Annotated in this window: 24 protein-coding genes and 1 CRISPR repeat array; of the genes, 20 read left to right on the forward strand and 4 right to left on the reverse strand. The window is 48.3% G+C overall.

The window, feature by feature from the left end; all coding sequences use genetic code 11:
- The first annotated feature begins 5 nt into the window (after positions 1-5).
- Positions 6-1,232, forward strand: coding sequence for a DUF4236 domain-containing protein (locus tag OR573_07065; protein XGA81379.1), 1,227 nt, complete (start codon positions 6-8; stop codon positions 1,230-1,232).
- A gap of 453 nt (positions 1,233-1,685) precedes the next feature.
- Here OR573_07065 and OR573_07070 read toward each other — a convergent pair whose 3' ends face one another.
- Positions 1,686-1,919 carry a helix-turn-helix transcriptional regulator gene (locus tag OR573_07070; GenBank protein ID XGA81380.1) on the reverse strand — a complete coding sequence of 78 codons (234 nt, stop codon included), beginning with the start codon at positions 1,917-1,919 and terminating at the stop codon, positions 1,686-1,688.
- Positions 1,920-2,039: 120 nt separating this feature from the next.
- On the opposite strand from OR573_07070, the gene OR573_07075 reads away from it, so the two are divergent.
- The 10 genes from OR573_07075 (at position 2,040) to OR573_07120 (ending at position 12,193) form a co-directional block, all read left to right on the forward strand.
- Positions 2,040-2,660, forward strand: a complete 621-nt coding sequence (locus OR573_07075) for a hypothetical protein (GenBank protein ID XGA81381.1) — start codon at positions 2,040-2,042, stop codon at positions 2,658-2,660.
- Positions 2,657-4,012 carry a helicase-related protein gene (locus OR573_07080; protein ID XGA81382.1) on the forward strand — a complete coding sequence of 452 codons (1,356 nt, stop codon included), beginning with the start codon at positions 2,657-2,659 and terminating at the stop codon, positions 4,010-4,012. Before OR573_07075 ends, OR573_07080 begins: the two co-directional genes overlap by 4 nt.
- Positions 4,013-4,304: 292 nt before the next feature.
- A complete protein-coding gene (locus tag OR573_07085; GenBank protein XGA81383.1) occupies positions 4,305-4,547 on the forward strand; it encodes a type II toxin-antitoxin system PrlF family antitoxin in 243 nt (80 codons plus the stop codon).
- A 561-nt stretch (positions 4,548-5,108) separates the two neighbouring features.
- Positions 5,109-6,365, forward strand: a complete 1,257-nt coding sequence (locus OR573_07090; GenBank protein XGA81384.1) for an ISL3 family transposase — start codon at positions 5,109-5,111, stop codon at positions 6,363-6,365.
- 33 nt (positions 6,366-6,398) lie between these two features.
- The gene (locus tag OR573_07095; protein ID XGA81385.1) at positions 6,399-7,508 is read left to right on the forward strand and encodes a hypothetical protein; all 1,110 of its coding nucleotides are present in this window, start codon (positions 6,399-6,401) and stop codon (positions 7,506-7,508) included.
- Between the two features lie 4 nt (positions 7,509-7,512).
- Positions 7,513-9,579 carry a hypothetical protein gene (locus OR573_07100; GenBank protein ID XGA81386.1) on the forward strand — a complete coding sequence of 689 codons (2,067 nt, stop codon included), beginning with the start codon at positions 7,513-7,515 and terminating at the stop codon, positions 9,577-9,579.
- 13 nt (positions 9,580-9,592) lie between these two features.
- Positions 9,593-10,639: a type I-F CRISPR-associated protein Csy3 gene (gene csy3, locus OR573_07105; protein XGA81387.1), complete on the forward strand. Its 1,047-nt coding sequence runs from the start codon at positions 9,593-9,595 to the stop codon at positions 10,637-10,639.
- Positions 10,636-11,244, forward strand: coding sequence for a type I-F CRISPR-associated endoribonuclease Cas6/Csy4 (gene cas6f, locus OR573_07110; protein XGA81388.1), 609 nt, complete (start codon positions 10,636-10,638; stop codon positions 11,242-11,244). The genes csy3 and cas6f overlap by 4 nt, the downstream gene beginning before the upstream one ends.
- A gap of 123 nt (positions 11,245-11,367) precedes the next feature.
- A CRISPR array of direct repeats spans positions 11,368-11,688; the repeat unit is 28 nt; unit sequence GTGAACCGCCGCATAGGCAGCTGAAAAA.
- Positions 11,689-11,716: 28 nt separating this feature from the next.
- Positions 11,717-11,989, forward strand: a complete 273-nt coding sequence (locus tag OR573_07115; protein XGA81389.1) for a hypothetical protein — start codon at positions 11,717-11,719, stop codon at positions 11,987-11,989.
- Positions 11,990-12,046: 57 nt separating this feature from the next.
- Positions 12,047-12,193 (forward strand): hypothetical protein, encoded by a 147-nt coding sequence (locus tag OR573_07120; protein XGA81390.1) that lies wholly within the window; start codon positions 12,047-12,049, stop codon positions 12,191-12,193.
- Between the two features lie 388 nt (positions 12,194-12,581).
- Here the strand turns inward: OR573_07120 and OR573_07125 are convergent, their stop codons facing one another.
- Entirely contained in the window at positions 12,582-12,959 is a 378-nt protein-coding gene (locus tag OR573_07125) for a DUF2384 domain-containing protein (GenBank protein ID XGA81687.1), read from the reverse strand.
- An 837-nt stretch (positions 12,960-13,796) separates the two neighbouring features.
- On the opposite strand from OR573_07125, the gene OR573_07130 reads away from it, so the two are divergent.
- The 7 genes from OR573_07130 (at position 13,797) to OR573_07160 (ending at position 16,476) form a co-directional block, all read left to right on the forward strand.
- The gene (locus tag OR573_07130) at positions 13,797-14,126 is read left to right on the forward strand and encodes a helix-turn-helix transcriptional regulator (protein XGA81391.1); all 330 of its coding nucleotides are present in this window, start codon (positions 13,797-13,799) and stop codon (positions 14,124-14,126) included.
- Positions 14,127-14,225: 99 nt separating this feature from the next.
- Positions 14,226-14,483 carry a hypothetical protein gene (locus OR573_07135; GenBank protein XGA81392.1) on the forward strand — a complete coding sequence of 86 codons (258 nt, stop codon included), beginning with the start codon at positions 14,226-14,228 and terminating at the stop codon, positions 14,481-14,483.
- A gap of 66 nt (positions 14,484-14,549) precedes the next feature.
- Positions 14,550-14,948 (forward strand): hypothetical protein, encoded by a 399-nt coding sequence (locus OR573_07140; protein XGA81393.1) that lies wholly within the window; start codon positions 14,550-14,552, stop codon positions 14,946-14,948.
- A 51-nt stretch (positions 14,949-14,999) separates the two neighbouring features.
- Positions 15,000-15,137, forward strand: coding sequence for a hypothetical protein (locus OR573_07145; GenBank protein ID XGA81394.1), 138 nt, complete (start codon positions 15,000-15,002; stop codon positions 15,135-15,137).
- Between the two features lie 95 nt (positions 15,138-15,232).
- Positions 15,233-15,418, forward strand: coding sequence for a hypothetical protein (locus OR573_07150; GenBank protein XGA81395.1), 186 nt, complete (start codon positions 15,233-15,235; stop codon positions 15,416-15,418).
- Between the two features lie 108 nt (positions 15,419-15,526).
- Positions 15,527-15,985, forward strand: coding sequence for an SRPBCC family protein (locus tag OR573_07155; GenBank protein ID XGA81396.1), 459 nt, complete (start codon positions 15,527-15,529; stop codon positions 15,983-15,985).
- A 35-nt stretch (positions 15,986-16,020) separates the two neighbouring features.
- Complete coding sequence (locus OR573_07160) at positions 16,021-16,476, forward strand: PAS domain-containing protein (protein ID XGA81397.1); 456 nt, start codon at positions 16,021-16,023, stop codon at positions 16,474-16,476.
- Positions 16,477-16,553: 77 nt separating this feature from the next.
- On the opposite strand, the gene OR573_07165 is transcribed toward OR573_07160, so the two are convergent.
- Entirely contained in the window at positions 16,554-16,760 is a 207-nt protein-coding gene (locus OR573_07165) for a hypothetical protein (GenBank protein ID XGA81398.1), read from the reverse strand.
- 627 nt (positions 16,761-17,387) lie between these two features.
- On the opposite strand from OR573_07165, the gene OR573_07170 reads away from it, so the two are divergent.
- Complete coding sequence (locus OR573_07170; protein XGA81399.1) at positions 17,388-17,939, forward strand: outer membrane beta-barrel protein; 552 nt, start codon at positions 17,388-17,390, stop codon at positions 17,937-17,939.
- A gap of 291 nt (positions 17,940-18,230) precedes the next feature.
- Here OR573_07170 and OR573_07175 read toward each other — a convergent pair whose 3' ends face one another.
- Positions 18,231-18,677, reverse strand: a complete 447-nt coding sequence (locus OR573_07175) for a phosphate-starvation-inducible PsiE family protein (protein ID XGA81400.1) — start codon at positions 18,675-18,677, stop codon at positions 18,231-18,233.
- 414 nt (positions 18,678-19,091) lie between these two features.
- Between OR573_07175 and OR573_07180 the strand changes: the two genes are divergently transcribed.
- Positions 19,092-20,687 (forward strand): DUF4214 domain-containing protein, encoded by a 1,596-nt coding sequence (locus tag OR573_07180; protein XGA81401.1) that lies wholly within the window; start codon positions 19,092-19,094, stop codon positions 20,685-20,687.
- The last annotated feature ends 125 nt before the right edge of the window (positions 20,688-20,812 follow it).

Here is a 20,812-nt window from a genome sequence, read left to right on the forward strand (position 1 = left end):
AGGAAATGGCATTTCGATTTCAGCGGCGGATAACACTCGCTCCCGGTGTTCGGCTTAACCTCAGCAAACGGGGCTTGGGGCTCTCGGTTGGGCCGCGAGGAGCCAGTGTTAGTATTGGGCCAAGCGGTGCTCATGCCCATGCGGGGATTCCAGGTACTGGGCTTGCCTATCGCACTAAACTGAATCGTAAGGGAGCACGGAGCACTTCGCCTTCCAGGGAGGCTCGCGCTGGCAGGTCTGACAACGTCTCATCACGCTTGCCCGAAGCAGGGCATATCGACTTGCAGCTTGTGGTCGACGATCAGGGGGACGTAAGTTATCAATGGCCAGATGGCGAACCGCTTTCCTCTGAGGACGCCCGAGCAGTGAAACGTCAGGGGGAGGCGATGATACGTGAGCGTCTCCAGGTTATCTGTGAGCAACGCAATGAGGCTGTCGATATACTGGGTCAGCTGCATTGGAGCACGCCCTGCCCAGAGACGCGTGGTTATAACCCTCAAGCATTTCCAGAACCCGCGCCACAGTCACCTGCGGCGCTTAACATGAGCTGGTGGCAACGGCTCTGGCCGGCCACGCGAAGGCGACTGGAAGCTGAGCAGGATCAGCGTCAACATGCCTTTGACAGCGCCTACCAACAGTGGGAGAAGCGTAAGGCAGAATTTGATACTGCAGAGTTTGCCCGCCAGCAGCGTGAGGAAGTAGGCGTCTATACGGATTTAGATGCCATGCAACAAGCGTTACGTGAGCGATTGGAAGAGACTGACTGGCCGCGAGAGACCCAGGTTGATTTTGATCTGGGCAGTGATGAGAGCACCATCGCCGTGGACATTGATCTGCCTGATGAAGACGAAATGCCTGATCATTACTGGCAAATGCCTGCCAAAGCATTGAAGCTGACGCCTCGAAAACTCAGTGCCACCCGCCAACGTAAGCTCTACCGTGATCATGTACATGGTGTGGCGTTTCGCGTGATCGGAGCAATTTTTGCTCGCCTGCCCAGCGTCGAAGAAGCCCGAGTATCAGGGTATCGGCAGGTTGTTGATCCTGCGACCGGTGGTGAACACGATCAATACCTTTACAGCATCAAGGTGACCCGTGATCAATGGTGTCGTATCCATTTTGATCAGCTGGAGCAGGTAGACCCTGTGGCAGCGGTAGAAGTCTTCAACCTGCGTCGCAACATGACCAAGACGGGGATCTTTCGGGACATAGAGCCATTTCAGCTGGTTTAAGAAAGCCTGAGAGAAATTGAACGGCTTGATGCTCTTGGTAAAGTCCAGAATAGCTGGCAATGTACTTGGGTGATAAAACTCGTTGAGTTCTCCATTGATTGCAGAAAACTGCTTGTTTATAGACATAAAATACGCAGATCTTCGGCCTTGAGGATATACACACCGTGAAAGACAAGTCAGTTTCTGCTTATAGCACCTCAATGGGAGTGCGTTACGTGAGAGTTCACGGGCTCCCTGAAGCATTTCAGAGAGGTTTTGAATAAGCGTCTGTGACGTGAAGCATGGCAACTCGCATTCAAGCTCTTTGTTACGCCACCGACCAGCAGCTTTGGTTAGTGGCGCTGGCGGCTGGGCAATAACGTTACACTATAGAATAACGTTACACTATAGAATAACGTTACACTATAGGGTGGTGGGTGCCATGAGCTGAATTTATCCCTATGAAGCACGTCATCACTGCCCAGCACGTAAAATAGCCTTGGAGGGCAGCAGGGAGGCTGGCTCGCATTGGAGAACTGCAGCGATCTCATATAATTTTTCTACAGTAATATTAACTTCTCCTCGTTCGATTCTTCCTACATAGCTACGGTCGATGCCAGCAGCTAAAGCAAAGGCTTCTTGTGAATACCCTGCCATTTTTCGTTTTTCTCTGATATTTCTTCCTAGAGCCGTCGCTAGCTCACCCATATCCGCCCTATCTCCTTTTGGGCGGGAATATCCTTCGTTGCGGCTTATCTAGCCACAGTCTATAATCCGCAAAATGAACTGTAGTCCTTTTTATGGCTGATTCTTATCACGGTGATCGTTATGCCAGCTCCATCCCCTTCGATTGATCGACGTATCTTCGAGCTCCTTTTGGAGCAAGAAAATTCGCATTTCACTGTTCGTGGTATACGGGATCAGTACGCAGAGCGATATGGGATTGCGAAAAACGATAGGGCAAAGCTAAGGAGCTTCCTATACGAAGGCATCAATAAACTGCTTCGCGTTGGTGCCGTACAGCAAGATGAGCAAAAGCGGAAAAGGGATCAGGTTTACCACGTGTTGCCGACCATCCATGACACGCCAATTAACTGGGACGGTGAACGCTTTGAGGCATGGCATAAAAGACAAAAATCTTCTTCAAAACAGAAGGCGCTGAGCGTAATTACTGCTACTGATTTGATCAGTAATGAAGAAGATAGTAAAGAAAACGATGATATACATGAAAGTCGTAACCTTGCATTGGAAAAAGAGCTTCTAGAAACCCAGAGCGAGTTTCTGTCTGCTATGGGGGAAACGGAAAAATTTCGCCATCTGATGACTCAGTACCCTGACTTGCGGTCAAGCTTTGACAGTGATCATCGCGAGGCCTATGAACGTAGTGCTCGCCTCCTTGGCAGCGTCCGTGCTTTAGAAAAATCACTACAGCGATTAAGGGGAACATGAAAAAGCCTCTACGCTCATGGCAGGAAGACTGCCTCACATCAGCAAAAGAGCACTATCTTCGGCATAGTGATTTTTTCGTCCAAGCAACACCAGCAAGTGGAAAAACGCGACTGGCAGCCGAAATTGCGCGCTGGCTGCTCGCAGAAAAACGTATCGATTTCGTTGTTTGTTTTGCACCGACCAGAGAAGTGGTAGCCGGTATACAGCGAACGTTTGCTGAGGTATTAAAATCACGCTTTGGTGATGCGTTAGCCTCAGTAGGCGCGGCCTATACCTACCAATCTATGGAGTATCAGCCTGAGGAATTCTGGGCGTTATTCGAGCAGTACGCCATATTGGTCGTCTTTGATGAGATTCATCATTGTGCCGGACATGACCCACTGTTGAGTAATGGGTGGGGTCAACAGATACTCCTGCGAATTCAGGACAATGCTCGCTACACTCTGGCGTTGTCAGGAACACCTTGGCGTTCCGATGAATTGCCGATTGCCTTGGCACGATATAGTGATCCAGAAGGTAAGTTGATCTGTGATTATCGCTATGATCTTCAAGCGGCTGTTCAGGATGGTGTATGTCGTTCGCCACGCATTACGTTAGTTGATAACTTACTGATTCATCTAACTGAGGAGACTGAGACTACAGCATCAGTGAAGGCATTCTCATCCTTCCAGCAGCTCCTGGGAACATCACCCATCAGTTACGAAGATCTATTACGGCATGATGACGTTTTGAACGCAGTACTGGATATGAGTATTGAAAAGCTCAGCCATGTGAGACAGCGTGTGCCCAACGCAGGTGGACTCGTCGTAGCAACTGATATTGAGCATGCCCATCAAATTGCAGCGCTTTTACGCGATAGAAGTGAAAGTTTTGTGGTTGTCACTAGCCAGACACCTGGAGCGCATCAGCTAATTGATCAATTTCGGCATAGTGATACCCGTTGGATTATTGCCGTCAGCATGATTTCAGAGGGTACTGATATACAACGGTTGTGTGTATGCGCGTATCTCAGCAGAATCCGCACGGAGTTGCATTACAGGCAGGTGTTGGGGAGGATCCTGCGAAGGATGGGCATTATAGATGACGCTGCATGGCTCTATGTGGTTGCCGAGCCTCTGCTACGACAATATACTCAACGCATTGCAGACGATCTGCCTGATGATCAGGCGACGCTTCAGGTTCAAAAGCTGAATCAACGTCTAAAGAAGGTAAGATCTGGCCAAGAAGCATCAAACGATGAGCAGTGCTCGCAACAGGACTCAGAACAGCATGAAATGCCCTTTGATGAACCACCCTTGCTGACCCTGAGCTTCTCAGAGCACTATCGTCAACAATTGTTAGCATTAATATGATGCCAACCTCTCGCAAAATCACTTTGGAAGGTTTTGGCTATGACTTACTCTGCCTCATAGCTAAGCAGACCCTTTTAACTGATGCTGTGGAAATGCCGAAGTGCTCATCGGTCGCCCTAATACTGGCGTTACTGGAATACTGAAACAATCCCGCTTACTGTGAGGGTGGTGAGCACTGATCTTCCAACCACATAGAAAAAGTGCCATGTCGACCACGAAGCTATGGAATTTCTTGACCCGGTTAACGCCTTACCCTTAAGTAGGAATAACACGTTTTGCTACTCGGAGAGAGATGGCTACGGCAACGCTTACGTCGAAAGGGCAGGTCACGATTCCTGTTCAAGTTAGGGCTTCATTAGGGCTTGACTCAGGGGATCGCATTGAGTTTGTGGAATTGGAAAAAGGGCAGTATGCCATCATTGCTGCTACCCATTCGGTAAAAGACCTGAAGGGCATGATACGCACCCCAGCTAATCCGGTGAGCATTGAGGATATGAATGCGGCAATTGCAGTGCACGGAGCTAGTACACGATGATTGGTCTGGATATCAACGTATATTGGTTTGATGTGTGTCACAAGATGACCTAGTTCAATCTCCGAAGGCGACTGACTCGATCGAATTGTTAGCAGCTGTGGAGCCAGGCTTCATCGCCATGGTTTCGGGTGTGTAGCTGGTATGGGTGCTTCAGAGCTGCCTTGTTGCAGCGGTAAAGGTAAAGATAGAGGCCTTCAGTCTGCATCGCAACATGACCAAAACGAGGATCTTTCGGGATATAGAGCCATTTCAACTGATTTAGGAAAGCCTAAAAGACCTGCATAGTAGCTTCTATTGCTAAAAAGTGTGTATTTGAGCTAGTTTGCTGCTATATCTTGATAAGCATTACTTAGCAAAGGGTTGCTATGAAACTACTTATTAGGCCTGAACCATATAGAAATGAATCGCTTGAGAGCTACATGCTCCGTTTGTCACAAGAAAACTTCTTTGAATATTATCAACAGCTTAGTCGAGCTATAAAAGGGCTCTTCGTCGTTGGGTGTGGAATTCGCCCCCTGAGCTGAGCCAGAATATTGCCTCCATATTAGCAGGAGGTACGACATGGACGGCACCCAGATTTTAACACTCGGCCTTGGCCTGGAAGCGCCCTGGATTCTCAAGGATCAGCACCTGGATACCGCTGCGTCGCCTCACCGCCTGGAGCTGTATGTCGAGGCGGAGCGTGGCAGCCTCTATCCCTGTCCAGAGTGCGGTAAGGCCTGCCAAGCCCACGACTTTGCTGACAAAACCTGGCGACATCTGAACTTCTTTCAGCACCATTGTTACTTGCATGCTCGCGTCCCTCGTACAAAGTGTCCTGAACATGGCGTCAAACGCATAAAGGTGCCCTGGGCGCGGCCCGGCAGTGACTTTACCCTGTTGTTCGAGCAGGCGGCCATGTCGCTCGTCAAGGAGATGCCAGTGCTGGCTGTCTCCCGGCAGTTGGAGATTTCCGACAAACGACTATGGCGCATCGTGCACCACTACGTGAACCGCATGCTGGGAGAGCTGGATCTGTCCAATGTGACCATGGTTGGCGTGGACGAAACCGCGTCCCGACGCGGGCATCGTTACGTCACCGTGTTCCTCGATATGCAGCGCAAGCAGGAACCGGTGATTTTCGCTGTTCCAGGCTGCGGCAAGGACACCATCAAGGCGTTCAGTGCCTTCCTGGCGGCTCATGGTGGCGATGTGGACAATGTGGTCGAGGTTGTCTGTGACATGTCACCTGCTTTCCTTAGTGGCGTCACCGAGTCTCTTCCCAAGGCGGAGGTAACGGTCGACTGGTTCCATATCGTGCAGACCTTCACCAAGCGACTGGACGAGGTGCGCAAGAAAGAACGCCGCGAGCAGAAACACCCCAAGTCGCTGCGCTGGGCACTGTTGAAGAGCCTGGAAAATGAGAACCACACACCTAAACAGATATCGGCACTTCAGGAGCTGGTTGCCGATCAGAGCGCCACGGCCGATGCTTGGGTGATCAAGGAAAAGTTAAGCTGGATCCAGAAAGCGTCAACGCCCAGGGCAGCGCGTTGGCGGATCACGAACTACCTAAAAATCATGAAAGCAGCAGTTTCTGAGAAGCCTCTACTGAAGCCGATGGGGAAAGCGCTGGAGACACTTGAGCGACACGCTAAAGCGGTAGTCAGGCGCTGGCACTCGGGGCTGACAAACGCGCGACTAGAAGGAATGAACGGCCTGTTTCAGGCGGCTCGTTCACGTGCACGGGGCTACCGAAATGAAGCTAATTTCATTGCTATGATTTACCTGATTGGTAGCCCGGTGGGCCGCCTGCTTGATCAGGCCAAATCCACATGAAATGACGAAGAGCCTATAAAAGACTGGCTACAATTGCATGATCACGAAGCAGCAGGAGCCTTTCCAGAAGAGTTGTATCGTTTGAATGTTTACCACTCGGCGCAGAGTAGCAGCCGACGCATCCGAGCGCTCAAACTCGTTGAATCGCTGACTGATAATGAGCAGCTTCCACTGTTACACCTGGCGGTAGTGCATTCCAGCGAAAAGTTTAGTTCACGTTATGCCAGTTTTTTTTATGCAGGTAGCCACATTCCAAGAGCGCTGGTTCGCAAAAAGGGGGTGCCGGTTTGTCCTGATTGTCTCAGTGAGTTGAATTACATACGGCAAGAGTGGCACTGGATTCCATATCAAGCGTGTATAAGCCATGGCAAACAGATGCTTCACGTGTGTCCAAAATGCGAAGAAGGAATAAATTACACCTATTCCGAATGTTTGCATACTTGCCGCTGCGGATATGATCTCCGTAACGCAGAAACAGATATTGCAGACGAATGGCAACTGATCGCGAGTCGTCTAGTAGTGGGAGAGTACGCACCTTCAAGACATCCGCTGCTAGCTATCCGAACTATCAGCTTACGACTAGCATGTCTGCTTTGGTATCAGCTATATACATATAAGATGCTTGATGATGGCGATCAGGTACCTGCTCACACTATCGAGCAGGCAATTGAGTATTTTACGCACTGGCCTGAGGTATTTACAGGCGAGCTAGAAGAACAAGCTGCACTTGCGGGCGACAGGTTGGTATGTGATTTTAATAAAACGTCATTTCGTCATATTTTTGGCGATGTTATTAGCATTTCACGACTAATGCTCAAGCGTTGTCCAGAAGGAGATTTTGTACTGGCGCCCTTAGAAGGTTTTTTATCTAGACTAGTTGACCAAAACCCGAAAAGCCGTGTACCTAATGCCGCCGATCTACTGATCAGTACGTCAGAGGCAGCAATTCTGCTTGGTACATCGTTTGAGCAGGTGTGTCGCTTATACCAGGAAGGGTATTTGAAAATTGCGGTCAGGTTGAAGTCACACGAAAAGCTAATTAACGGAATAGGTGTTTTTTATTTAAGGGAAATCATAGAGTTACGTCAATCACGAATGCCGATAGAAACAGATATTTACAATAATTATTTACCAGCGTGGTAACGCTATGTCTTTTCATACAATGTTGGAAATTGCTGAGCCAAACCGCTCAGAAGCGATTCGCAAAGCCTTCGCTCCATACACGCCACTATTAGAGGTCTCTTGCAATACGGAGGCTGCTGTGGTGGTGCTCCTTAATTTATCGCATAAGCGACAAAGCGTACCAGAGGTATTAGACAAAAACAGAGCAGCTGCCACGCTCAAAGACTGGAAACATATTGAAAACTGTGCACAAGAGGTACAATGGCTGCATTCGCATAATTTAAAGTATCCCGATACCCGAGTAGCGCATCAAAGACTACTATTAAAAGCTGAGAAGCCTTCGGCAAATGTTGTTTCTTCATTTGATAGTGTTAGCTGTTTGGGCTGGTCACACAACTCGGCAGCTGTTAATAAAGCAAAGCTGTTTGGAACACAATTTAAATTTTACGGCATACCATACTGCTTAGCTACCATCATTTTAGATAACAATCAGCGATGGTGGGAAGAATTAAAAAAACTTGGTATGTCTGATGACCAATGGATTTACCTTCAGTCACTTTTTGATTCTTACTTCAACACAAATATAACACCCTCTTCTGTGGATAGGCGCTCTGTACAGGTCACTTTTTTTTATCAGGGAAAAGATATTAGTATCACACCTGTCGTATCAAATTCATTATTGACTGAGATTCAAATTTCTCGTCGTCAAAAAAACGGAAAATTTTCAAAAATAAAACATTGGCATCCTGCAAGCGTTGGAGATTTAGTTTCATCCTTAGGTGGCCATGTCTCTGCACTTGATTACCCACCTTTTTTAAATTCCAGGCAAAGATACAAAAAAGGAGTTAATGTAAGCTTTGTTGATAAAGTAGACATTGACTTTTATCACCGTGCTTTAAAAAGCAGAGCCTTTATTTCAGCCTGCTTGAATATTATTGAAAGCAAAAATATACTTACAAGTAAGGAAAGAAAAGACTACCGTCGCTCTGCCATTAAGTTGCTAAGCCAATCCTTGACTGAATGGCTTTCACCAATCATTTATTGGCGAGGCATGGAAGGCGAATCAAATGAAGGAGAGGGAAGTGATATAGCAATCCTTTTAACTTCTGCTTCTGATGAAAGTTTGCTTGAAAACCTATCTGAGCTTAATCGAGAACTGCACAATGCTTTGATTAAAAATCCAAGGACACAGAGCCTTGCTTATCATCCAGATCTTCTAATTCCTTTCAAATCTCAGCTAAAGGTTTTGCTGAAGGGGTTGAAAAAACAAGAAGGCGAATATCTAGTTGAAGAGTCTTTTTGTTATCTTCACTTGAAAAATGTGCATGTATTCGATGCACAAGCATTATCTTGTCCTTACCTAGTGGGTTTGCCTTCATTGATGGCAGTATGGGGAACAGTCTATAACTATCAGTTACGCTTAAAAAACCTTCTTGATCGGAACATTGTGATTGACGGAGTTGCCTGGTTTCTGCGGCAATATGAGTTCTCCTCTGGTGCTCAAATACCTGCTCCTTACCTACCACCAGCCAAGCCTGGTGAGGCTCCAAAAAGACCGGGTCTCATTGATATGCGCTTTTGCGATTTACGGATGGATTTAGTTATTCGTTATCGGCTAGAGGATGGGCACGATATCTCGCTAAAAGATGACGACTTGCCTATGTTGCAAGCTGCCTTTCCAAGCAGGTTTGCTGGTGGGACTATGCAGCCGCCACCGCTTCACCAAGATGTGCACTGGTGCCAATTGCATCGTGATGCTTCAAGCTTATTTGAAGCTATATCACTGTTGCCGGTCGATGGACGATGGATTGTCGACTCCGATGACCAGGTAGAGAAGATTGATAGCTTGGTGGCATGGCTGTCAAAGCATCCTAATCACTTACCTGCTTTGAGTGGCTATCAGTTGCTGGAGGTTCCATGCAGTCGACAGGGGGCGCACCGGCATTTGCATGCCTATGCCGAGCCGCTTGTGAGTCTTGTTGAGACGGTTTCACCCATGAGTTTTAGGCTTAAAAGTCAGACTTATTTTCTAAAAAACGCATTTTGGAGATTGAAAAGCCAGAACTTGACTATGCTGATGAAGAAAATCTAGATAGGCCAACGCAATGAACTCTTTCAAACATCTTAGCTACGAGCGGTCTCTTAACCCTGGCAAAGCGGTCTTTTACTATCGCACTGATACGAGTGATTTTGAGCCGCTGCAGGTAGAAGTGACGAGGCAGCGTGCGCCCAAGGGAACGTTTAGTGACGGCTACACTTCATCTGGGGCTGCACGTGCTAGAGAAACGAGCAGTTTGGGGTTTTCGAACCCAATCGTGATTGAAACCTGCTATGTACCTCCTTTGGTAGATACCTTATATTGTCGTTTTTCTTTACGAGTCACTTCTAATAGCATAGGGCCAAATATTTGTGATAATAAAGATGTTGAAAAAGCATTAAGAGACTTCTCTGAAGCTTATAAAAGTGTGGGCGGTTATCAAGAACTAGCTACTCGGTACGCCAAAAATATACTTTCTGCAGAATGGCTGTGGAAAAATAAGATTTCAAGAGAAGTAAATGTTGAGGTGTCTACATCTAACCTTAAGAAATACTTCGTCAAAGATATGCAATATAAAGAATGGAGGTCTTCGTGGGATGGGGACGATCTTGCGTCATTAGAAGGACTTGCATCTGAGCTTGGGGAATCACTTTCTTGTCAAAAAAAATATCTTTTTGTTGATGTAAATGCCGCTATAAAGACTGAGTTCTGCCAAGAAATATTCCCTAGTCAGCTATTTGTTGATAAGGATGAAAAAGGTAGCGGAAACCCAAGTAAGCAATTTCTAAAAAGCACAATGAAAGATGGCCGGCAGTCCGTTAGTTTTGGCGCTTATAAAGTGGGTGCAGCAATTCAAAAGATTGATGATTGGTGGTTAGATGAAGGAGCAGAATATCCATTAAGAGTGAGTGAGTATGGTTCAGATCGTAGTCAAGTTTTAGCTATGCGTGAACCTACCACTGAAAAAGACTTCTATTCTTTATTGCAGAGAGTTGAGAATATCACGAAAGACATCCAGGCATCTGGGCAGGCCAGTTCTAATGCCCACTATATAATGTCAGTGTTGGTAAAGGGTGGTATGTTCCAAAAAGGGATAAAGAGGGATGAAAAATGAGATATTTTTTGCATATAAAGTATATCGCGCCTGAAGCCAATCATGCTTTTGTAGCAGGCAAGTGTATTGCTTGCCTGCATGGCTTTATGAGCCTTTCTAAAATAACAACGGCTAGCATTGGTGTTACGTTTCCATCCTGGAGTACAGATGCGATAGGAAATTCAATTGCTTTCGTGAGCAAAGATATTAATGCCTTATCATACATATCATCTGTGCAATATCTTAAAAATATGGCTAATGAGGGATTTGTTGAAGTCAGTGACATTGAGCTGGTGCCTACTGAAGCAGAAGAAGTGAGATTCATTCGTAATCAGCATGTTGCTAAGTCCTTTCCCGCTGAGGTTAAAAGGAGGTTAATTCGTGCCAAAAAACGAGCTGAACAGCGCGGTGAGCCATTCATGCCAAGTGATATTGTCTCGAACCGCATAGTTGATCATTACCATGTGATTCCTATGGATAGCCGGTCATCAGGTCAGCGTTTCGCATTATATGTCCAGCGTGCGACACTCGATGGAAAAAGTGGGCAGGGCAGCTACAACAGCTACGGTCTTGCTACGCACCATAAACATTGCGCCTCAGTACCTAGCTTGCAACAAATAACCTAAATCTTTGTTGGCTAATTATTTTCACTGATATCAATCGGTTATATGTTAGGCGTTAAAAAGGGGAAATTTAACGTTTTCATTTTATCCAATTGATATCTATAGTCTAAATACTAGCTATGGCTAGTGAACCGCCGCATAGGCAGCTGAAAAAAACGCGCCTAATTCCGAAATAGAGACTTTTCGGTGAACCGCCGCATAGGCAGCTGAAAAAATGCACTGAGTGGGATGCGAGAACTGCATTGCGTGAACCGCCGCATAGGCAGCTGAAAAAGGTTATTCCGGAGGAGGGGGGAGCTTCATCACGTGAACCGCCGCATAGGCAGCTGAAAAAGCGTTAACGCTCGACAGCCTGCCGATAAACGAGTGAACCGCCGCATAGGCAGCTGATATAAGGACTGGAAGCAAGCAACGGTAATGATATACCGCCGCAAGGCAGCTATGGTTCTACACCCTCCAAGATTTCTTGGAGGGTGTGTTTTTAAGAAGAACCACAGATGTCCGTGAAGAGCCAAGGCGGTCGCTGCTGGTGAACATCCTGTTGGACGATCTGGACAAGGAGTTGGAACGCCGCGGTCACCGCTTCTGCCGCTACCCCAATGACGCTCAGGTGTACATCAAAAGTCGGCGAGCAAGTGAGCGTGTTATGGGCAGCTTTAGTGAGTATATCGAGAACTCACTCCGGCTAACGGTCAATCGCCGCAAAAGTGCTGTGTGTCGACCATGGAAACGCAGCTATCTGGCCTAAAGTTTTACTCGGAACAAGCAGCGGAAGCTGAAGTTAGCCAAGACAAACCTACAGCATATGATACAACGTGTCCGGCAGGTGTTAAAGCGTGGTAGTGGCCATCACATCCAGCAAGTGATCAAAGATTTAACGCCTATCTTGCGAGGCTGGAAAAATTACATTGGTTTCGTTAATGTGGAGCACCCGTTGGAAACTCTGGATTAAATGGATACGAAGGCGCTTGCGTAGCCTGCTCTGGCGGCAATGGAAACGTCCAGAGACCCGCTGACGGAAACTCTGAGGCCTAGGTCTGGAGGCGTTGGAAATCGGCGGGTAATGGACGAGAGCCCTGGTGTAACACCGGAGCCTCGCACAGGGATCATGCCTTGCCGAGAAAGCGATTTTACGATCAGGGACTGATATCGATACTCGATATTGTAAGGTGGCTCAAACGTTGTTCATGAACCGCCGTGGTATGGAATCGTATGCTCCGTGGTGTGAGAGGATAGGGAAGGCGACTCCCCTTCTTACCCGATTTGTGCTAAGTGAAAGCTATTTTGAAAATGGGCTGGTTTGCTCTTAAAAGACCAGTCGGGGCAATGAATACCCACTTTCACACCACACCGCCACATTCCATAGAGAGGAGTAGACGCCGAACCTGTTTGGCCTCGATATCAGTACCACAGAGCATGACAGGCGCCTGTCCTCCCAGCGCTTCGTTCGAACTAGACATCCAGTCGATCGTTGCCAGCTTGTCCTCGAATACCTCCATCGCAAGGTAACTTACGGTCGCAACCCTATCAAGACGTTCTGATGCCACGGAGTCCAGGTTTTTCCCTTCACGTCTGCGTCGGTGAACCGCGGAGACGGACACATTGAGCAATGTCTTAACCTGCTTATCCTGTAGCTGAAAGGTCTCTCGCACTGCTAGGAATAACGTTGGTGACAGGCCCACCTGGATACTTTTTAAACGCTCAGACTCTTTACACATTGTTTGGGCTGTAATGAACCGCCAGAACTCTGCTGTCCATATTTCACGCTTATTACTCCTAGCTTTATGAAGCGAGGTTGGTGATTCTGACATAAGTTGCCTTGTCAAGTGGTGGTTATGAAGATCCACACGAAGCGGAGTTGGATAACAGCATGTAGCAACTGTTTCTAGTTGAAGTGTAGCCTGTATCCCATGGTTGGTTATGCTCGCGAACTATGTTTTTGGGTATCGGGTTGGTCTATGTCGATTTTTTTCAATTTTTTAAACACCGTCTCTCGCCATGTTTATTGCGTAAACATAGATACACTAAAACATGTTTTTATATCGAAATTTGAAGAGAATATAAACATGATATGGTGGCCAGATCAGCCATATAACCAGTTTTCCTTTTGAGCGTTTCATAGCTGAATTCAACGAAAGTCATAAGGCACCCATCTGAGTGGAATATTCAGCAGTTTTTGATCATGTGCTACGACCAAGATCTGATTGTTAAGATGTTTTTTTATGACGTTATTTTATTACCAAAGAAAATGGTCGTTTTATTTTATGTCATTTAAAAGTGGAAAAATTATGCCATTTTGTGGTGGATTTCCTGGTTTAAGTGACTGTTTTTTCATTCTGGTTATGTCAGATTGAAGTGGAAACGACAATTTATGCCCCTCGAATTATCCCCTTTTCTTTATGCCGTCCTGATACCCAGATGACGAAGCTGCTTTTATGCGGCCTGCTGATGCGATCCTGCCAATCAAATTGCCTTTTTGTTCAGCTATAGGACAATGGTGTTTTCCCTCACGTGCGTTTACCGTTTGATTATTATGGTGCAGGTATGGGGGTGGCATGAAAAGTCCGGTTCCAGGTCAATTGAAAGCCGCTAGGCTAGCAGCGGGTATGACACAAAGGCAGCTTGGGGAACACCTCGGGATGGAGCCGAATCTGGCGAGTGCACGCATGACGCAGTATGAAAAAGGGCAACATTCGCCCAAGTTTCAATTGCTGAAGAGGCTGTCAGACATTTTGGATGTGCCAGTAACGTACTTTTACTGTGAAGATAATACGGCGTCTAAGCTGACTATGGGGCTGCATAGATTGGATGACAAGGAGCGCCAACAGCTCTTACAGGATCTTCAAAAACGCTCGTCCAGCGACAGCGATTCTTCTGACGCCTGACCATGCGATTACCTATGAAAATAAAGACAATGATCGCGATTCACTAGGCCAACTACACATCAAGCCAAGCGAGCGAACAAGCCAGAATCAGGAGGAAGTATGTTCATAAAGCGTCAGGAATGGGCCTCATTGCTGGGTATTTATGCGTTGGGGGCTTTTCTGTATGCGCTCCTGCTAACGCCGGGATTCAGCTTCACAGGGTTGGTAGCCGGGATGAGCTTTATGTTCATTGGCCTGGTGCTAGGGCTTTGCGGTGCGATTATCGGGCGGCGTAGTGGCCGAACCACCATAGGCATTATCGGCGGTTATTTTCTGTTTATCCTGATGCTTGCCTACAATTACCTGACGGCGGCTTAGCATACTCTCAGCCGCTGCAATGAACGTCGTGATGATGTCTGGCTAAAGCTTCAACACGAGGACAACATGCTGCCCGTAGTCTTAAAAGCCTGCCTTATCTGGATAGGTATTCTGGTATTGGCAATCGCCAATGGTGTTGTGCGTGAAGCAATACTCTTGCCCTGGCTGGGCGAAGTGGCGGCCTACCGGGTCAGTGGTCTGCTGCTTTCAGCGCTGATTCTCGGGATGGCATATCTGGCGCTACCCTGGCTGCCTGAGTTGTCATCTCAGCAATATGCATGGCTAGGCCTTGGCTGGCTGGCGCTGACACTGGTGTTTGAATTCTCGTTCGGCCTCGCTCAAGGCAAAACCTGGCCTGAGATGCTGGCGGCCTATACCTTTCAGCAAGGTAACCTCTGGCCGGTGGTGCTGGCGGTGACTCTATCAGCGCCTTACCTGGCAGCGAGGATGCGGGGGTGGGTGTGATGCTTCTTGGTAGCGCTGAAAGGATGTTGACTTCGACCTCTCTGGAATTTTGTGACGGCTTCGTTTTCCTTCAACGCCGACCTTATCGGCGGCAACCTGATGGTGCGGGCAAGCCGAATCACCGCGTCCTTGCTGTTGGTAAGCACGGATGACGCCGGCTTGCAGCATGCCATCATTCATGGTGGATAAAGGGTTGGCGCGTTATCAATGGACCTCAGCGTGACCCAGCAGTGGGGGAGTGGTCAGCGTTTTCCAGACAGAAGATGGGGCAGGTGGTGTTTCGTATGCTCAAGGGTGTAGGCGTTGTGGCGGAAAAATCCTCGCCGAATGGTATGTATCGGCTATGCCCCATGATGCTGCGCTCGGCCTGGCCAAGCTGCATAAAACACTACGCCCCTGAGGCCATGGCCAGCTTGATATCGGCCGCCCGGGCAAATAATGCCTTGAGGGTCTGCAAGGCTTTCTGCTAGCGTGTTGTGATGATTACCTGCAACAGGGCCTGGTGATGATCCTGTTCGCGCAAATGCCCGCAGCATGGCGAACTACCGTCAACCGTCCTCATGGGAAGTGTTCGAACGATGGTTAAGTCTCAATCCAGTATCCTGATTCGCTGTTCGGTGCCTGATATCTTCCACTTCGTGGTAACCGATTTTGTCCGCAACTATCCGCGGTGGTCGCCTGAAGTTCAATCGCTGACACCTTTGAACAGCGGGCCGCTGACCGTCGGATGGACGGCGCGGCAGGTGAGAATAGATCAAGGGCGCCGTTCCGAGGCCGATTTCAAGGTCATTGCACTAGAGCCTGAGCGTCGGGTGTGTTTCAAAGGGATCAAAGACCCTTTTGAAATCAACTACTTTTTCGAACCGCATTTTGATTACACACGGCTCACCTTCAGTTTCGAAATGGCGCGCCTGAGCTTCGGTTTGCGGCCGTTCGAAAAACTTATTCGTGTTGCCGTCAAGGATGGTACGGATCGCGTCGTTCGCGATCTGAAAACACTGGCCGAACGAGAACTTGGTCAACAGAAAACAGACTAATAGGTTTGATAACGCACCCCTCGGCTGGAGAAACCATGCTATTTATCCCTGATAAAGATACTGGCGTTATTCCACACGTACTGACACAGATTCTGAATACCTGCGTCAATGGCGTCACGCTCTCCGACCCGGATCAGCCAGATACCCCGATTATTTATGCCAATACCATTTTTGAGCGGCTGACCGGCTACAGCCAGGAAGAAATTCTGGGGCGCAACTGTCGCTTTCTGCAGGGTGAGGATCGTGATCAACCCGAGCTGGATAAAATTCGCGCTGCCCTTAAAGTGCATGAACCCGTTGAGGTGACGCTGCGCAACTACCGCAAGGACGGCACCTTGTTCTACAACCGGCTGATGATTCAGCCGCTGTATGATACCTCGGGCCAGTTAATCTACTATCTGGGCGTGCAGTATGATGCAAGTGAACTCATCAATGCGCAGGCCGAGATCGAACGGCTTGAAAAAGCCCTCAAGAAAACCCCTGCCGACTAGAATCTGCTGAATGAACATGGCCGTTGACTGCTTTAGATGACGCAGCGCCAACGGCCATGTTATTGACGGTACCGAGGTCAGCTCCGGTTCGATTCAACAACGTCAACCACCCAGTAGGTGTCACGAGCCTGAGCATAGGCTTCATCCGGCAGCATATCGCTGTCGCGGATGTTGGCTTCCGCTTCTTCATTGATCGCCTTGTGAAGCGCAGCAGTGGCGGCCTCTGGGGTATCGAAGATATCGCCATGCGGGCCATTACGCAGGTTGGCAAGTTGGTATTTCATTGGAAAGCCTCTGTTTGTTATGGGCAGCGCCAGAGCAGCGAGCGAAATGTGCTTTAAAAAATCCGTGTAAACGTCGGCCTAATTCGACGGAGAGTCGCCACAAGATGTCTGTTCATTCCATGCTGCGTAGGTTCATGCTTGGCTCCAGCGTAACACGCAGGCACCGCCTGTAAATCCCGTATTGATCGGCTTGCTGACGCCCGGATATCTTCTACTGGCTGTTCTCCTCAGGCAAGCAGAAAGCCTTCGAATGCCTGGTCTACCTGCACCGCTACAGGCCGGTGGGGTATCTGATCACCTGGCAGTCGGTAGGGGGCAAAAAGGGCGGTGGGGTCGCCGCGCATCAGCAGATCCTGACTGATGGCCAGCAACTAGTAACGACTTCTCTCCAGACTGTCATTCCCGCATACTTTCAGCTGGAATACATTCTGATCTAAAGCCCTTGGCTTTGGCTAAAAGGTCAAATTGGGCAGCTGAGAAAAATTTGTTTTTTATTTAATAATTGTTGTTAGTTAAGTTGCTAAAGTAGCGTCAAATCCTCTATGCATTCGGTCAGCGCTAATGTAGCATCCGCGCGGCTTGCCACTTTTTGCAAGATGAAACGTATAATGCGTAGAGGTAAAAGAAATGAAAAAGAATATTATTTTGTCCACGTTTGTTGCTGTGTTGGGTATGACCTCAATGATGGCCGAAGCACGTCTTGAGCAAGGCACCCAGGAACTGGGTGTGCAGGGAAACCTGGACCTTGATGCACAGGATGATTTTGAACTGAACCTCGATATTACATATGGTCGCTTTATTCGCGATGATTGGCAGGTAGGTGTGAAATCTGGCGTTGGCGCAACAGGCAGTGTTCTGAATTTTGATCTGGGCCTGTTTACTGAATATAACTTCAATAATGCCACCAACTGGGTACCTTATGTAGGAGCCTCTGCTGGTCTGGCAAGTGCTAATTTTGATTTTGATGAAGACTTCAAAGACACCGCTGATGTCGATTTTGAAGATGTAACAGCACTAAGTGTTGGCTTGTCAGGTGGCATCAAGTATTTCATTAATGACAATGTTGCGATTGCTGGCGAAGTTAACCACAATATTTCTACCGACGACATTAATTTTGATGGTGATGAGCTTTCTGATTCCGCCACCAAGATTATGATCGGTACACGTTTTTACTTCTAATACGCGCTGTATTGGAAGGTTGACTGTTCTGTAAAATCTATTTATGCCCTGGATATTATCCGGGGTTTTTTGCGTGTAATTAATGTCTGTTTCTGGATAAAAGGTTCAGGCAAGCGTTAACTGTCTCTTTGATTGGTCTCTGCTGAAAATTTCAAATTGGATTCCCGATAACTTCACTCGGGAATGAGAGGGTGGTGGTTAGATCGGGAATGACGAGATGGTGGTGAGGCTGGAAGTGACGAGGTGGTGGTGAAATTGGGAATGACGGGCTGTCCCTTTTATTTCTTTTATCTATTCTCGTGGCAAACGCATTAATACAGTGGCAGCAATAGTCAGCAAGACGATGGCACCGGCCTCGAACACGATATTCTGCGGGTTCATTTCCTTGCCTTGCAGAACGATCAAGCGGGCAATGGCGGTGATGGCAATGAAGATTGGGTAGACAAACGGCGAGCCGCGTCCGGTGTAGGAGACCAGCACCATGGCGACGACTTCGGTGTACAAGAACAGCAGCAGAATATCGGCCAGTTCGACGTTACCTCGCTGGTAAACCCCGAACAACTCGTTGGCGGCGGCGCTCAGGGTTAAGAGCCCGGTGATGACCAACAGCAGTTTTTGAAGCAGGCTAAAGCCGCCGACAATAAAAAACTGCTCGGCAGGGCTGATCCTGTTTGATGCAGGCCTTTTGGGCTCCTGGCTGTCGCTGGGCTGTTTCTTGGTCAAATCTGAGTCTTTCATGGTGGCTCCTGCTAGGTGAGTACGGGGTTCTCGAGTCTATGCGCACAGGACTTGTACGAAGGCGTTGGAGTGGTATAACTCTGCTGCTCTGTTCAAGCTATCACCCCGTTCAATCTGCATACACTGAACAGCTACCAGCCATTTCCATTGCGGTGACTTTCCCCGTCGTCGTCCGGCTCGACTCTGAAAGTAACAGACCCCGTATCTCAAGGCAGTCATTGATACCCGCGCTGGCCGTACGCTTTGTTCACTGTACCTGCCTGAGCAGGCCCAGTCGTTATCTGGCGCAAGGATAAGCATCAAAGCCGAAAGTCGATAGACCCTTTTCTTCTTGCTATTGTTCGCTAATGTAAGTAATTTTATATAATAGAAATATTGTGTAAAAGTGCCGTGCGATCACCTGGAGGGAAGACGATGGCTGTGCATACTGATATTCAAACGCTTTACCTGACTGTCTATAACCGTCCCGCTGATTGGGTGGGGCTTCTTTATTGGGCGGAACAGCTTGAGGCCAGTGGGCTTGATGCGGTAAACCAAGTGTTTACGCAAGCGCCTGAGTTTGATGAACTTTATGCTGGACAGACTCCCCAACAGCAGGCTAACACGCTTTATCAGCATTTGTTAGGCCGTGATGTTGAAGCACAAGGCCGTAATTACTGGGCAGCCAAGCTTGAGGAGGGTATAAGCCTTGCTGAGGTGGCACGGTTTATTGCTGATGCGGCAGAAGGAGAAGACGCCAGCGCGTTTGAGGCACGTATCGATAATGCCCAGAATCAGACGTATGGCGAGATCATAGATACCCTGTATGCGGGCTACTACGGGCGTGCTGCAGACGCAGAAGGTAAAGCTTTCTGGCTGGGCGCCATGAAGTCGTCAAACGGCGACCTTGCACCGCTTATTGAGGCGTTTGGAAATTCTGATGAGTATGTGGTGCAATACGGCGGCATGGAGACGGACGCGCAGCTGTCGGCTCTGTACAACAAGCTTTTCAGCCGCGAGCCGGATGCAGACGGTGCCGCTTACTGGGCTGAGCAACTTGATAGCGGTGCATTAACGCTTTCATCTTTAGCATTTACGCTGGCACAAGCTGCCGCAGCTGATGATAAACAAGCGCTTGAAAACAATATTCAGGCTGTCAAAAATCTCGAACCCGAACCCGAACCCGAACCCGAACCCGAACCCGAACCCGAACCCGAACCCGAACCCGAACCCGAACCCGAACCCGAACCCGAACCCGAACCCGAACCCGAAACAGACCCGAATCTGTTACGCCTGGAACTGACTTTGAGTGATCAATGGACATCAGGCAGCAACAGCATTAGTTTTAATCTGGAGTATCCCTCTACGGTTGCTCTGGATGATGTTTCCTTGCAGGGCGGGGGAGCTTTATCGACCTCGTCATCAAGCTTCAGTAGCGGTGGCGTTACGACGGCAAGCTATTCACTTTCAGCGACCAACGGTTCTACCAGTGGAGTGCTCGAATTTGAGTTTGTCATCAGTGGCGGGAATGCGGAAGACCTCGTTGTTGACATGCAAGCGCTAATGGTCAATGACGAAGTTTTAGGCGATACCCGCTATGTGGAGGAAGAGGGAGCTTTGGTTAATCCGGAATATGCACCTGACATGAAAGGCGTCCTGGATGATTATGGAGATACGCCAGCGACAGCCACTGCTATCGAGTTGGGTGAATCTGTTGATGGCATGATTGAAAAGGCATCAGATAAAGATGTCTTTGCCGTGGATCTGCAAGCAGGCCAAGACTATCTCTTCCAGATGACGCCTGAAGACGATCTGGATACGGCTTATCTGAGACTGCTTAACCCGGATGGAGGTGGCATCAGTGGAGCAACGGATGCCAGTGATGATGAAGCGCAGTTTCAGTTTACCGCTGACTCAAGTGATACCTATTACGTTGAGGCATCAGAACGGGGTAATGACGATAGAGGTAATTACACCGTTATGGTTGAAGAGGTTGGGGTGACGGCAGGCGATGATGGGCTGATTGCATGATTGAATTTACCGACTATTTCGCTGCAAGTAGCGGGTAGAGTAATTGGAGTTAGGCAAGCGCTTGGGTGATATATAAGCGAGGGCGCTTTGTGCTGGCCAACTTCAGGCTTACTGCGTAAAATCCC

It is taken from the genome of Halomonas sp. CH40 (genome assembly GCA_041875495.1).
GTDB lineage: Bacteria > Pseudomonadota > Gammaproteobacteria > Pseudomonadales > Halomonadaceae > Vreelandella.